13 protein-coding genes are annotated in these 14,594 nt (G+C 38.3%); 10 read left to right on the plus strand and 3 right to left on the minus strand.

What is annotated here, in order from left to right:
* Positions 1-61 precede the first annotated feature (61 nt).
* Complete coding sequence (locus MPH60_RS08175; RefSeq protein ID WP_241593701.1) at positions 62-661, plus strand: cell wall hydrolase; 600 nt, start codon at positions 62-64, stop codon at positions 659-661.
* Between the two features lie 61 nt (positions 662-722).
* Here the strand turns inward: MPH60_RS08175 and MPH60_RS08180 are convergent, their stop codons facing one another.
* Complete coding sequence (locus tag MPH60_RS08180) at positions 723-1,310, minus strand: DUF2087 domain-containing protein (protein WP_241593700.1); 588 nt, start codon at positions 1,308-1,310, stop codon at positions 723-725.
* A gap of 160 nt (positions 1,311-1,470) precedes the next feature.
* Here MPH60_RS08180 and trhA point away from each other — a divergent pair, with 160 nt between their 5' ends.
* A complete protein-coding gene (trhA, locus tag MPH60_RS08185; protein WP_101225198.1) occupies positions 1,471-2,115 on the plus strand; it encodes a PAQR family membrane homeostasis protein TrhA in 645 nt (214 codons plus the stop codon).
* Between the two features lie 99 nt (positions 2,116-2,214).
* The gene (locus tag MPH60_RS08190) at positions 2,215-2,700 is read left to right on the plus strand and encodes a YusW family protein (RefSeq protein ID WP_241593699.1); all 486 of its coding nucleotides are present in this window, start codon (positions 2,215-2,217) and stop codon (positions 2,698-2,700) included.
* Positions 2,701-2,982: 282 nt separating this feature from the next.
* Here MPH60_RS08190 and MPH60_RS08195 read toward each other — a convergent pair whose 3' ends face one another.
* Positions 2,983-3,555 carry a biotin transporter BioY gene (locus MPH60_RS08195; protein ID WP_241593698.1) on the minus strand — a complete coding sequence of 191 codons (573 nt, stop codon included), beginning with the start codon at positions 3,553-3,555 and terminating at the stop codon, positions 2,983-2,985.
* A 314-nt stretch (positions 3,556-3,869) separates the two neighbouring features.
* On the opposite strand from MPH60_RS08195, the gene MPH60_RS08200 reads away from it, so the two are divergent.
* The 7 genes from MPH60_RS08200 (at position 3,870) to MPH60_RS08230 (ending at position 12,629) form a co-directional block, all read left to right on the plus strand.
* Entirely contained in the window at positions 3,870-4,388 is a 519-nt protein-coding gene (locus MPH60_RS08200) for an NfeD family protein (protein ID WP_241593697.1), read from the plus strand.
* A gap of 19 nt (positions 4,389-4,407) precedes the next feature.
* Positions 4,408-5,940, plus strand: a complete 1,533-nt coding sequence (locus tag MPH60_RS08205; protein WP_241593696.1) for a flotillin family protein — start codon at positions 4,408-4,410, stop codon at positions 5,938-5,940.
* Between the two features lie 1,235 nt (positions 5,941-7,175).
* Complete coding sequence (locus MPH60_RS08210; protein WP_241593695.1) at positions 7,176-7,946, plus strand: SDR family NAD(P)-dependent oxidoreductase; 771 nt, start codon at positions 7,176-7,178, stop codon at positions 7,944-7,946.
* Between the two features lie 725 nt (positions 7,947-8,671).
* Positions 8,672-9,343: an ArsR/SmtB family transcription factor gene (locus MPH60_RS08215; protein WP_241593694.1), complete on the plus strand. Its 672-nt coding sequence runs from the start codon at positions 8,672-8,674 to the stop codon at positions 9,341-9,343.
* 351 nt (positions 9,344-9,694) lie between these two features.
* Positions 9,695-10,357, plus strand: coding sequence for a carboxymuconolactone decarboxylase family protein (locus MPH60_RS08220; RefSeq protein WP_241593693.1), 663 nt, complete (start codon positions 9,695-9,697; stop codon positions 10,355-10,357).
* A gap of 620 nt (positions 10,358-10,977) precedes the next feature.
* Positions 10,978-12,087: a flavin monoamine oxidase family protein gene (locus MPH60_RS08225; protein ID WP_241593692.1), complete on the plus strand. Its 1,110-nt coding sequence runs from the start codon at positions 10,978-10,980 to the stop codon at positions 12,085-12,087.
* Positions 12,088-12,179: 92 nt separating this feature from the next.
* On the plus strand, positions 12,180-12,629 hold the full coding sequence (locus MPH60_RS08230) for an alcohol dehydrogenase catalytic domain-containing protein (protein WP_241593738.1): 450 nt from the start codon (positions 12,180-12,182) through the stop codon (positions 12,627-12,629).
* Between the two features lie 443 nt (positions 12,630-13,072).
* On the opposite strand, the gene MPH60_RS27725 is transcribed toward MPH60_RS08230, so the two are convergent.
* Positions 13,073-14,461: a M28 family peptidase gene (locus MPH60_RS27725; protein ID WP_272492841.1), complete on the minus strand. Its 1,389-nt coding sequence runs from the start codon at positions 14,459-14,461 to the stop codon at positions 13,073-13,075.
* Between the last annotated feature and the right edge of the window lie 133 nt (positions 14,462-14,594).

A 14,594-nucleotide genomic window follows, 5' to 3' on the forward strand; every position in this document is an offset into this window, starting at 1 on the left:
GCACTGTTTTCTCCCATATGGTCTGTTATCCTTGGAAGATGCTTAACGAGGAGGTTACAAGATGAAATTATCAGTATTAATAACCGTGATAATGACTCTAAGTGTCATCGTACTTGGGATAGCTTTCCCTAAGGGAACGACCAGTAAAGCTTCTGATGGAGCAACCAAACATGTCATTAAACAAGGTGAATCGATTTGGGATATTGCGAAGCAGCACGGTGTTCCAATCAGAAAGTTGAAAGAAGCCAATAATAATGTAAACAATGTTGCCGAGCCTGGTAAAACATTGATTATTCCACATGCAATGAATGAAAAAGATAAAGAATTATTAGCAAGGCTTGTACATGCAGAAGCTAAAGGTGAGCCATACAGAGGAAAGGTCGAGGTGGCAGGAGTTGTTTTGAATCGCCTTGATAGCGATGAATTTCCTGATACGGTACGGGAAGTGATTTATCAAAAAAACCAATTCTCACCTGTTGGGGATGGCAGTATAAATAAACCAGCAGGAGATGATGCCAAGAAAGCTGTCAATGAAGCATTGGCGATTCATGGCTACACAAATGATGCATTGTATTTTTGGAATCCTAGCATTTCGGACAGCGAATGGATGAAACAATTAGATGTAATCAAAATCATCGGCGGTCACCATTTTGCCATTTAAACTGAATCTCAAGAACCGGCTTTCCAAATGGGAGGCCGGTTTTTATTTTAGAATCCTTCCGTTAAACGATGTCAGCCCACATCTCGCGGGGATTCAGTTCATAAATGCTGTTTTCACGGTACATGATGCTTCCGATAATGAGTTCACGCCTTATCGTTGCATAATCATCATGGAATGACTGGATGAATTCATTCAGTTCTTTTTCTGGATATTTACGTCCCTTTTCCAGAAGGCTGCCAATATGATGAAGGATGATCATTTTCTTTTTCCTTTGTGCTGGTATGGTTTTAAGTCGGCCATCTGGCGTATAGAAGTTTTCAAGGATCTTTTTGTGTTCTAAATTCAGCTTTTGATTATCCATTTTATTAGAGTCCCCCTTCGTTGAAACCATTTTAGGTAATGCTGATGAATAATGCTTCAGTACATCTTCATTCAAAAAATAATATACCGTATTTTTTTCCCTGCGATCCTTCACTAAATTAATGTCCTTCAATTTCGATAAATGGTGTGAAATGGTCGGGGCCGTCAATTTTAATATTCCCGCAAGTGCCTGTCCGTGTTTTGGGCCATTTGCAAGGATGGATATAATCCTAATCCTGGTTACATCACCAATCGTTTTGTGGAAAGCGACCAATTTTTCTACTTGCACTTTTATCCCCCTTTTTTAATTAGATTATCATCTAATTAGATAATAATCTAATTAATGGGTATTAATCAAGTTAATATTCACTTTTCTATATTGCTTGGAAGAACTGGTGTATACTTTAGGTGAATACAAAAAAATTAAGCCGGAATTAAGGAGCTGTAACATGGCTAATACACATGTTTATACAAAAAAAGAAGAAGTGGTCAATGCGATAACCCATGGTATCGGCGTTTTGTTAAGTATTGCCGCACTTGTGTTTTTAATCATATTCTCAGCCCAAACAGGATCTCCTTGGCATGTTGTCATTTCAGTCATTTATGGTGTCTCCATGCTTCTTTTATATGTTTCTTCCACTTTGGTGCATAGTTTTCCAGAGGGTAAAACGAAGGATATTTTTGAAATCTTTGATCATTCAGCCATATATATATTCATTGCTGGGACATACACGCCCATCATGCTTCTTGTGATCCAAGGGTCACTTGGCTGGACACTGCTAGGTATAATTTGGGGAGTTGCCATCATTGGCGTCGTCTTCAAAGCTTTCTATGTGAAAAGATTCCTTTTCCTTTCGACGATTCTCTATATTGCAATGGGGTGGATGATCGTTATCGTTTGGGGACCACTTACAGCAACGATGCCTTCAGCTGGTATCCAGTTATTGATTGCAGGAGGATTGCTTTATACGTTTGGAGCCATCTTTTATGTTTGGCGAGGTTTTCCGTTTCATCACGCGGTTTGGCATGTATTCGTGCTTGGGGGGTCTGTCACACACTTTTTTGCGGTATTGTTTTATATCCTTCCACTATGATCACTTCGTTGATTTGATATATCTGAGAGATTTCTTGAGGTTTTAAATGCCCCCTGTTAGGAAATAGATAACATATACAAACTAAAGGAGGAAAAACTAATGAGAAGATCAATCAAAATATTATCGGTCCCGTTTGCGGCTATGCTTGTTTTGGCTGGATGCGGCGAAGAAAATGATGAAGTGAAAAACCCGCCGGTTCAGGAAAATGAAAATCAAGCGGAAAATAATCCTGAAACAGGAACGGATAATAATGAAAAACTGCCTTTCACTTATAAGGATTTTCAATTAGAAGTGGATTATACAGGCAATGATAACGAATACGAAGCTGAATATGATACTATGGGAGCTCAAACAGAAGCTTCGATCGAGGACAAACTTAACAAACATGAAGTTCACGGTGATGAAGCAATGAAAGAATTGACCCCGATTTTAGAAAAATTGACATTCACCAAAGATTCAACAGATGAGGAAGTCATTCAAGAAGTGACAAAAGCTTTTAATTTGAAAGATGACTATCAAGAATTCGATTTAGAGGTCGTTTTCGATGATGGTACGAAAAAAGAATATCAAGTGAATAATAAGTAACCAAATCCGTTTCTATATTCATCTTTGTGTAATAAACTGGTAGGATGTTCATTGTGTCCTCAATAGTTGTCAAATTACTGTTACTATAGTAAAATGATTACGGTTAGCAAAGGGGATAATATACATTTGCTATTCATATTCGGACTTATGGGGATAGGACCGCAATAAATACTTGTAAAAAAGGATTCTTTTTAAGAGTCTTTTTTTTATGCAGTGCTCCGGAATTTGAATATAAATGAAAGAGAGGGTACCACAAGCGGTACCCTCTCTTTTATTTACCCATCATTGGGAAAGTGGTGCATTTTTTTTTGGCAGCATATTAGCCGACGCTAACCTTGAACGGATTGTAATGCCAAGCCAAGATGCAAGGAATGCCTTTAATACGCCTACAATTATAAATGGAGCAAAACCGCTGGCAAATGCCACTGGCCAAGATAATGAACTCATATATTTTAACCAAACCGTACCGATGACCAAAGTAATTATCATCCCGATTGTATTGGCAAGGAAAGCCATTGCAACGGAGAAACGGGTTTTTTCCAATATCATCCCCGTTATATATACTGTCGGGATATAGGATAATAAATAACCGCCTGTCGGACCGAATATCTTAGCTAATCCTCCAGACATTTCAGCGAATACCGGCACTCCGGCTGCCCCTATGAACAAGTATAATAAAACGGAAGAGGTTCCATAACGTGAACCGAGTATCGTTGCTGCCAGTCCGACTGCAAGAGTCTGTCCTGTAATCGGTACTAAGGGCAGTGGAATTGTAATTTGGGCAAGTATTCCTATAAGTGCTGCAAATAAAGCTGTAACCATCATCATTCTTAACTTCTCATGACGTTCTTTCATCGTGCTTCCCCCTAATGTAAACCTAGTTATGTAACGAGTTAACATATAAAGAATTTTAATATGTTAATTAAACACTGTCAATGATATTATGAATTTTTTTCAATAATGGTCTTTTAGAAGGCAGGATTTTTCCAAGTGAAAAATTCAAAACTTGGAAAATAAATGAAACTTTTTGAATGCGTCATTCGTATGAATGGTAAGCAAAGTAAATGGAGGGGATTATAACAATAGACATCAATGTTGGTAAAACGCTTATCCCAGGTCCTTAAAATAGTATGCGGCTTGGAAAAAATCGAATTTAAAGGATGAAAGAGATGGAGTTATTTGGGGTTCCATTAGAAACAGTCTATTTATATGGATTAATTATATTCGGGGGGCTAACATTCTTATTTATCTTGTTTAATGATATATTTTCCGGCCTTGAATTACCGGATATATTTAATCCTACACTCATTTTTAGCTTTTTGACCGTGTTTTTTGCGAGTGGGTTTTTACTTGAATCGCTATCAGGACTTCATGCTGGAGTGAGTGCCGGCATTTCCCTGATCATTTCATTTATTATCGTCACTTTACTGAATGTATTTGTTTTGATTCCCATCTCATCAGCGGAAGAAAGTTTGACATTTCATGATAATGATCTGAGAGGGAGGGTCGGCAGGGTTCTGACATCAATTCCGGTTGACGGGTTTGGGGAAGTCCTGATTGAAAGCATCAGTGGAAGCATCGCGAAAACGGCGGCCAGTTATAAGAATGAAAGAATTGTTTCGGATTCAAAGGTCTTGATCATCGAAGTTAAAAACGGGGTTGTCTATGTTATGCCCCACCAGGATTAAAAAAGGTAGGAGGTAGTTTATGTTTAATTTGATTTGGATCGTTGTCGCCATTGTTGCATTTTTACTTATCGCACTTATTGCTGTCTTTATTACGAAATACCGCACGGCTGGTCCTGATGAGGCATTGATAGTGACTGGAAGCTACTTAGGGAGCAAAAATGTTCACATTGACGAATCAGGAAATAAAATAAAAATCGTCCGCGGAGGTGGCGCTTTCGTTCTCCCGGTGTTCCAGCAAGCTGAACCACTAAGCTTGTTGTCAAGCAAACTTGAGGTCTCAACTCCTGAAGTATATACGGAACAGGGAGTACCAGTCATGGCTGATGGTGTATCGATAATCAAGATTGGCGGTTCAATCACCGATATTGCCACAGCAGCGGAGCAATTCCTTGGTAAATCCAAGGATGACCGTGAACAGGAAGCGCGGGAAGTCTTGGAGGGACATCTTCGTTCCATCCTTGGTTCGATGACAGTCGAGGAAATTTATAAAAACCGTGAAAAGTTTTCCCAGGAAGTACAGAGGGTAGCCTCGCAGGATCTAGCTAAAATGGGACTCATCATCGTATCGTTCACGATTAAAGATGTGCGGGATAAAAATGGATATCTTGAATCGCTCGGAAAGCCAAGGATTGCCCAGGTGAAGAGGGATGCCGATATAGCTACCGCCGAGGCAGAGAAAGAAACGCGAATCAAGCGTGCCGAAGCTTCGAAGGAAGCTCAGCGTGCCGAACTTGAAAGGGCAACCGAAATAGCAGAAGCCGAAAAAATCAACAAGCTAAAGGTTGCGGAGTTCCGACGTGAGCAGGATATTGCCAAAGCACGGGCTGACCAAGCTTACGATCTTGAAACGGCCAGATCTAAACAGGATGTAACAGAACAGGAAATGCAAATCAGGATCATTGAACGTCAGAAGCAAATTGAGCTGGAGGAAAAAGAAATCCTTCGCCGTGAAAAGCAATATGATTCAGAAGTGAAGAAAAAGGCAGATGCCGACCGTTATGCGGTAGAACAGGCAGCCTCCGCCAACAAAATGAAACAGATTACAGAAGCGGATGCAGATAAGTATAAAATTGAAGCCATGGCGAAGGCGGAAGCGGAACGCGTTCGTATGGACGGTCTTGCTAAAGCGGACGCACAAAGGGCACAAGGTACGACAGAAGCGGAAATCATCCGGTTAACAGGGGTAGCAGAGGCAGAAGCCAAGCAGAAGATTGCTGAAGCCTTTGAACAGTTCGGTCAGGCGGCTGTCATGGATATGATCTTGAAAATGCTTCCGGAATATGCAAAACAAGTGGCAAGCCCGCTTAGTAATATCGACAAAATCACTGTAGTGGATACAGGTGGAAGCGGTTCGAATGGCGGGGCCAATAAAGTGACTGGGTATGCAACGGATTTAATGGCATCCTTGCAGGAGTCATTAAAGGCATCTTCGGGAATTGATGTCAAAGACTTGCTTGAGAATTTCTCAGGAAAACGAAATTTACCTTTTGCCACCATCAGCCAGGAGAATGTCGAAGCAGGCATGAATATGGCAGCAGGCAAGGAAGAGTAACAGAGAAGAATTAAATGGTAAATTATATTATCATCATATAAAATTATAGCTTATGTATTACCAATACAGGTAGGTTATCGGACATACTTATAGAGAATAAACAACCAATTACCCTTGGTTGTTTATTTTTTTTTTAATAAAGCCTAAATTCGTTTTTAGTTTCTGTATTACTAAATGTTTGAGACCGATATTTGGATGTACTTAATACTTAAACTTAGTAACGTATTTAAATTAGCTATGCAGAGAAATCTCGTTTTATTTTTGCTAGGTAGGATGGTTTGTTGGATGCAAAATCATAGATTTTATCGACAAAATAAGATTCATCATCGTAAATGACACTATCAGCAATTAATATTCACTTATATTTCACTTATATTTTCATCCAACACATTTGGATTCCTCACTTTGACAACTTCAATAATTTTCTTCTTCATTAACCTCTAACATATTCTGTGTAAAATCTTGAGATTTTAATGTTAAATTCAATACCTTTTCTGACAAGGACGCATTGTAATAAAATTTTGGTTCTGGTTATTTAACCGTGTTATTAGAAAACACAGCTTTCTCAGGATCATCTCGGTTTAATTTAAATGTAACCTATAAAATTGCCTTTATTATTTTCTTTAACAACTAAATTTTTAATCTCCACTTTTTCAATACCTCTAATCTATGCATATTTTTCTTTGGGTTGACGAAAAGCATTTTTAATTGTATTATTCAATTAATCAATTGATTATTAGATTTAAGGTAATTAATTGTATCTCATTTATAAGTGTAAAAAATAGAGGAGGTTGTTTCTATTCTGACAAAAGAGCATTTCAAAACCATGTTTAATCAGGCGTGACATTGGATGATTTCTGGACTCGTGATTCGGGCCATGTATAGTTCAACTTCCAATCGTAGAAGAATTAAGCAATGAAATGGAAGGACAAGCGAAAATTGCAAAAGTTAATGAGGACAATTAGCCACAATTAGCCAACAGAAGTATCCCGACATTGCTTAGAGAGCCGCATCCTCATCCTCTTGTCAGAATCCGAATTTTACAGTCAGTAGCGTTAAAATGTGAATTTTGCGGACAGATGTTGTTGGGAAGTTTAATAAGTATTAAGAAAACTTGAATTTTTCAAGATGAAGTAGATCTGTCAAATCACGAGTTGGAAATGAACTTGAAAAGGATTTCCAATAGTATTGATGGAACCAATGAACTAAATAATAAAAAATGGAGATGAATGATAATGAGATTTGAGAACAAAACTGTAATCGTAACTGGTGGAGGTACTGGGATAGGGAAAGCCACTGCAAAAAGGTTTTTTGAAGAAGGAGCAAATGTAATTATTAATGGACGTAGAGAAAATGTGTTAAAGGAAACGGCTTTAGAAATTGACCCAACTGGCAAAAAAGTTTTATATGTAGCCGGTGACATCAGTAAAAAAGAAACTTCAGAGAATTTGGTTGAAAAAGCAGTAGAAGTGTTTGGTGGTGTAGATGTTTTAGTTAATAATACAGGGAAATTTAATCCTACCCCATTCCTTAACCATACAGAGGACGATCTACAATCCTATTTAGATACAATCGTTAAAGGAACATTCTATCCATCTCAAGCGGTTATACCAGAAATGAAAAAACGTGGAAGAGGAGCAATTGTAAATACTGGTTCTATGTGGGCAATCCAAGCAGTGGAAGCAACTCCTTCATCTGCATACTCAGCTGCAATGGCAGGAAGACATGCTTTAACAAGAAATTTAGCCGTAGAATTCGCTGGCGATAACATTCGAGTAAATGCAGTAGCACCTGCAGTTGTTGAAACACCAATTTACAATACTTTTATGTCAGAAGAACAAGTAGCAGAAGTATTACCAACCTTTAACGCGTTTCATCCTATTGGACGAAATGGTACTCCAGACGATGTAGCAAATGCAGTTTTATTCCTTGCGGATGATTCATCATCATGGATTACAGGTATTATTATGCCTCTTGATGGTGGAGTTACAGCTCGATTAAGATAAAAACAACAATTCAATTAAAAAATGGAGGTTAATTACTTACTTTAAAAACTACACCGAAAGCTTATATTCAAAATTTAAGTGTAGATGTTGTTAATCGACCAAATGCAGGAAAAGTTTATACCCTTATGATGAAACATTTTTAAAAGATATTCCAGGAGCGATTTGTTCAGGTATTACATGGATTTAACAGTATTGAAGAAGCACAAGCTTATTCTGGAATAAATCTTTTCAATCATGACGTTGTTGTTGGACTAAAAGGTTTGTTAAAATCTGATCCAGAGGTCAGGAATTATAGCACTAATTAAATATCATTTACGAGTTATTAGGTTAGTTACAAAGGAGGAGAGAGTCGTTTTTTCGTCTCTCATCTAAATGCAAGATTTGATTATTAATACGGGAATATTGGACTGCATCACACTGGTCAGTTACAACTGAACATATGACAGCAGTAATAAACTAATTTAATAGTGGTAATATGTTTTCTGCATTTTAATAATTAACCTTGTATCTAACCATAATAATTTAGAAACAGTAATATCAATGGCTATGCATTGTAAACGATGATATTGTTAATTCCAGCTAACCTGCAAAAGGAAAGCAGTCTCTATAATCATTTCTTTCTTTTGCAGATGAGTATGAGCAAATGTAATCATTATTTTGTTATTTTTACTTCAACTATAGTATCATCAACAATGTAATCAATTGAATAATAAAGGATGATTAGTATGGAAGAGCTCATTTCTTCTGCAAAAGATTATAAAGATGAATTGTATAAACAACTATCAAGAATTGGAAAATGTTTATCGAGTGACAAACGCCTTGAGATATTAAATTTGCTGGCTCAGGGACCAAAAACTGTCGAAAAGTTGACGCAGGATACAGGTATGAATGTGGCAAATGTTTCCCGTCATCTTCAAGTTCTGAATGATTCAAGATTAGTTAAGTTTACTAAAAAGGGAACATATGCTATTTATTCATTAGCTGATCCATCTGTTGTGGAGTTTTTATTTTCCTTATGGCATATTGCCGAAAATCAACTTTCAGATATCACTCGAATTAAAGAGGATTTCTTCGGTGGTATGGAAGGTTTATATACACTTACGATGGATCAAGTGTACGAAAAGTTAAATAGAGAAGATGTTGTCCTCTTAGACTTGCGTCCAACAGATGAATATAACGCTGGGCATATAGAAGGCGCGGTTTCTGTTCCTATGGAAAAGTTGGATGTATATCTTCAACAATTACCGAGAGATAAAGAAGTGGTAGCTTATTGTAGAGGGCAGTTCTGTGCTTTTTCAGCTATTGCTGCGCAAAAAATGAAAAATCAAGGGTTTATGGCTTACCGTATGGCAGAAAGTTTTCATGAATGGCAGAAGTATCTGGAACTAAAACAATAAAATAGATTTCATTACTATAGTTGCAGATTGAATTCACAACATTCACAACTTGGGTAATTGCGAGTCTCGATACAATATTAAACAATTGGTTATTTTAATAGTGATAAAAACTATGCTTTTTAATGTCAGTAAGAATGGAAAAAGTGAATAAATAATGCTTTTATTGTTGTTCATATTGGGAGACCAATTTTATAATACATTCTCTCATCAATGTGATCCATAAAATGTGCTACCTTTCTTACTGACATGCATTTTTCATTAATAAATTTTTAAAGTTTTTTTAAAAAGCTTAGGTACCACCGGTAGGTACAGAGGTTTCTGAATTTTGTGATAAATAGAGAGGGGATAATAATGAATAAAGAGAGTCTATACAAAAAATCTAATATAAATCGTTTAGGTGAATTTAGTAAATTGTCTCCTGATGCATTTAATGCATTTGTGACTTTTGACAAGAAAGCACTGGGGGCAGGTAAATTAAGTTCGAAATTAAAAGAGCTAATTGCAATAGCTGTAGCACATACAACAGGCTGTCCATATTGTATAGAGCTCCATGTCAAGCAGGCAAAAAACAAGGAGACATCAAAAGAGGAAATGGCTGAAGCGGTTATGGTTGCCACTGCCCTAAAGGCAGGCTCGGCTCTTGCTCATGGAGTTAATGCTCTTAATGCTTATGATAAAGTTGAAGATGAAGAATTGTATAGAGCAGCTTATTTTAATCGATTAAAAGAATTTTCTCAATTAAACGGAGATACTTTTCAAGCATTTATTGCATTTGATCAACAAGCAATGAAAGCAGGAGAACTTAGTGTTAAGGAAAAAGAGCTAATTGCAATAGCCGTAGCACATACAACAGGCTGTCCTTATTGCATTGATATTCACACTAAAGGAGCAAAAAAAGCAAAGGCGACGAAGGAAGAAGTAGCTGAATCTATTATGGTAGCCACAGCACTGAAAGCAGGTTCGGCTCTTGCTCATGGTGTAAATGCATTAATTGCATTCGATGAGTCCATTTAATTTTCAGGGTAGCTTGCAGCTACCTTTTTCTTTTTTAAACACGAAATGATATTGGCTCTCCTAAGATGATCGGAATTGACCACTGGGCATTATGAAAATGATATCAACACGGGAAGAATAAACAAATTATCCTCTTACTAATCCATACCGTAGTGGAGGTAACAGAATGGTTTAGGGGAGACTCTTCAGTCGAAAAGGTAATAAAAGGCTGGATGAATAGAATTTACGAAAGGAATTAGAGAGATGTTCAGGTGAGATTCTAATTTCGGACGAATGGCACCTGTTACTTAACTTAAATCAAAAAGACGATCAGTATATTAAAAAGAATGTTTCCTCGTCAAATTTATCTTATACAAGATTGTAAAACAAAGAAAAAGGTGGATTATGTGCCAAGCACACCTAGTCCTATGGAAGATGAGAATTGTAATATATAAGGATAGTTTCTATACAATGGGCAATAACCCTAGGGTATAACGAAGATTTAGTTTGTTCGAATTTAGATATCCTATTTTGTTAGATGTGGAAAGCATATTTAGAAGAGGAAAATACTAAAAGGAAGATATTTTTCAGAAGCACATTTAGAAATCTTAAGTACAACCGAAATGAAATGAGGAAAGAATATGAACAATCCTATAGTTATTGTTGGCGCCGGTTTAAGTGGCCTACATGCCGCGTCACTGCTTACTGAACAGGGCATCAAGTGTAGGGTTCTAGAGGCTAGAGATAGGATTGGAGGTAGAGTGTTAAGTACTCAAAATCCAACCAGACTTGACTTAGACAAATTTGACCTCGGGCCGACATGGTTCTGGCCTCAGCACGAGAGGACTATTGCTAATCTTGTCAAAGAACTGAATATAGAAACTTTTGACCAGTACACCGAAGGAGCAATGCTTTCAGAGCGATACCACAACAAACCACCAGAGCGTTATGTACTGCCAGAAAACTCTGTTGATAGATCGGTGAGATTCATAGGAGGAGTGCAATCCCTTATTGAAGCTGTTGAAAATACTCTTCCGCCAGGCATAGTCGAGTTAGAAACGCGAGTAACAGCAATTCGATTAGAAAAAGCAGGTGCTATCACACTTGAGGCAGACCTCCCTAATGGAAAGATAGAAGAAGTTTCTGCAAGTACTGTTATCTTGGCATTGCCGCCTCGAATTGTGGCGCGTCATATTGATTTCTCACCTACACTCCCTACAGATCTTATGACTGATCTTGTAAACAAACCTACGTGGATGGCAGGACAGGCTAAGGCAGTTGCCATCTATGATCGTCCCTTTTGGAGGGAATCAGGGCTCTCTGGCTTTGCAACGAGCTGGGTTGGACCCTTGCAAGAAATCCATGATGCTTCTCCTGATACAGGCTCTGGTGCATTATTTGGTTTTTTTGGTATGCCAGCAAAAATGCGACGAGAACTGGGTGAGGATAAAATTTTAGAATTGGTCATTGACCAATTGGTTAGGCTTTTTGGACCCTCAGCCAAAAACGTAAGTGCTATCCTTTACAAGGATTGGGCCATAGATTCCGAAACGGCTGTTGAGGAAGACTTGGTTCCGCTTAGAGATTTTCCGAGCTATGGGCAACCACCAAAATCAGGGTTATGGGAAAAGAAAATCATTTTTGCTGGTACAGAGACTAATTCACAATATGGGGGACATCTTGAAGGTGCACTCCTGGCAGCTAATCAGGCAGTTTTTGAAATCACTAATCTAAAAAACAGACCTTTATAAGGTAAGTTAACATCCAATGAAACAATTAAATATTTTATTTTTTATCTTATGTTCAAAAATTCCATTACTAAACTGTAGGAGTTAATATTTTGATGAAAATGATGAAAGCTATACAAATTCCGTCTAAAAGCGAAAAGATGAAACTGGTAGAGGTTTCAATTCCCCAGGCTGGAGAAGGACAAGTACTTCTCCGTGTAGAGGCATGCGGAGTATGTAATGGAGACTCCATGGCTATTAAAGGAGCTTCTCCAGAGTATCCCCGCATTCCTGGTCATGAAGTAATTGGCGTAGTTGAAGAACTTGGAGCAGGTTCTACGAAGTGGAAGATAGGTGAAAGTGTAGGCATTGGAAGGTATGGAGGGAACAACTTTGTAACGGGTCTGACAATGGACGGTGGTTACGCTGAATACATGGTTGCCTATGAGGATAGTTTGTCAAGCATTCCAAATGAATTATCTGTATTAGAAGCAGCACCACTTATGTGTGCTGGTGAAACAACAAAGAATAGGAAATTGGGGAAAAACGAATCTGGTCCCCATTAATGTGAAAGTAATTTATTTGTCAAATTCAAGAGAATATTTTATTTCCTATACTAAAGGGACAAAAAGAACGTTTTATTCTCATTATGATAGGGCTTCTTTTTTGTAACCTAAAATTTCCAAAAACAGCCAACCCTTAAAGTTTGAGCTGTTTTTGGGTTTCTATCTATTGATTGTTGAAATTATTTCTGTGAAGTAGTATTGGAGAAGTACACTGATAATATTGAGTATTTACTGTGGGAATGGTATTGGAGTTGGATAAGCATGTATGTTTTATTACATATTTCATATAGGATTTTAACTAGACTTAGAACTTAGAAATAGTGAAAAAATTAAGCACAAGGCGCTGGCCGATAAAAAGAAGAGAGCATCTGTAAACTACACAGAAGCCCTCCTGATTTTCTCCAAAATCCATTATAAATCTCGAATTCTGTACAATGAAGTATTTAATCTACCGGACGGTCATCAAAATCATAGTCTACCGTGCCAGGAGCTACACGCGCATTTGTTAATGCCGGAGTTTCCGGACGGGCAATTTGATACACACTGGCACCGATAATTTCAGCTGCTTGCTGCAATTTTTCTTTCGATATCTTATCCAGTGTATCTGTAGGCTGGTGATACCAAGGCTCTACAGGGGAATGGATAAACAAGGCGGATGGAATGCCAAGCTCATGGAATGGTTGGTGGTCACTCCTGCCCAGCTGTCCATAAGGAATCGCGACATCCATCGTTCTGGCCCCTGCTGAGGAACCCAGGTCCGTCACAAGGTTTTTCATTCCATCAATGGTATACATAATCAAACCACCTGCAGGATTATCCTCGCCAGCATCACGTCCGCCTATCATATCCATTTGGAAGTGAGCCACCATGCGGTCTACATCCTCTTTGGGAAGGGAATCTGCATAGAAGGATGATCCAACGAGCCCTCTTTCCTCAGATCCGAACGTGAGGAAGCGAATTTCAGTGTCAATTGGCGTTTTGGCCAGGATCCTTGCCAATTCCAGTACAGCTGATACACCCGAAGCATCATCGTTTGCACCAGGGCCGCCCGGGACAGAATCATGATGAGCTCCAACAGTCACGATTTGACCATTATCCTTATTGGCTTTTGGTTTTAGGGAAGCGATGACATTGTAGGATGTCTTTTCGATCCTTTCAGCATTTCCCACTTCCAGAGTGGACGTGATTTGTTTAGTTTTAAGCTGTTCGACCAACTCTAACCCTTGGGCTTGGGTAATGGCTACAGCAGGTATATTTTGCCCCGCTGATACTTGTCCGAAATTATTTCCTGATGGTGAGTTGTTGTACATTAAAACGCCAACCGCTCCTTTATTTAAGACATTCTGAACCTTTTCAACAAAGGTAATGTCCCCACGTTCAACTAGTGCAATTTTCCCAGATACATTTTCTCCAACTTCCTCTGGCTTTGCTTTTCCAACATTAACAAGTTCGGCCGTTACCTTCCCGCTGATACTGCCGCTAAGGGCACGCGGTGTTCCTCCTAAATCACTGTCACCAATTTTCACTTTTACATTTTGCACCGTATCATAGATGGGAAAAGGCTGAACCTTTGTTTCAAAACCAAGACTCTTAAACTGACTTTCTATGTATTTGACTGCGCGGAGCTCCCCTTCTGTACCAGCAGCCCTCGGTTGCTCTGATAGATAGGCAATCGTATTATACATATTGTCCGCACTAATTTTTTTGATAACTTTGTTATCAAATGCTGTATCAGACTGGGCATTTATTGCTCCGCTTGTTTGTGCAAATACTGTACCAGTTGATAGAACCATACCTGCAGCTAATAGTACTGTTAGTGATTTTCTATACATATAATCCCTCCTTCTTCATAATCTTCCTAATTATGTATTTAACTGAATAGTTTGTAAATGAGTCATTAGTCTTTAAATTCCGACTATCAATCGGTATTTGAAACCTGCTCTCCCTTAAGATTATGCCGCAAAG

Source organism: Peribacillus sp. Aquil_B1, assembly GCF_022603275.1.
Taxonomy (GTDB): domain Bacteria; phylum Bacillota; class Bacilli; order Bacillales; family DSM-1321; genus Peribacillus.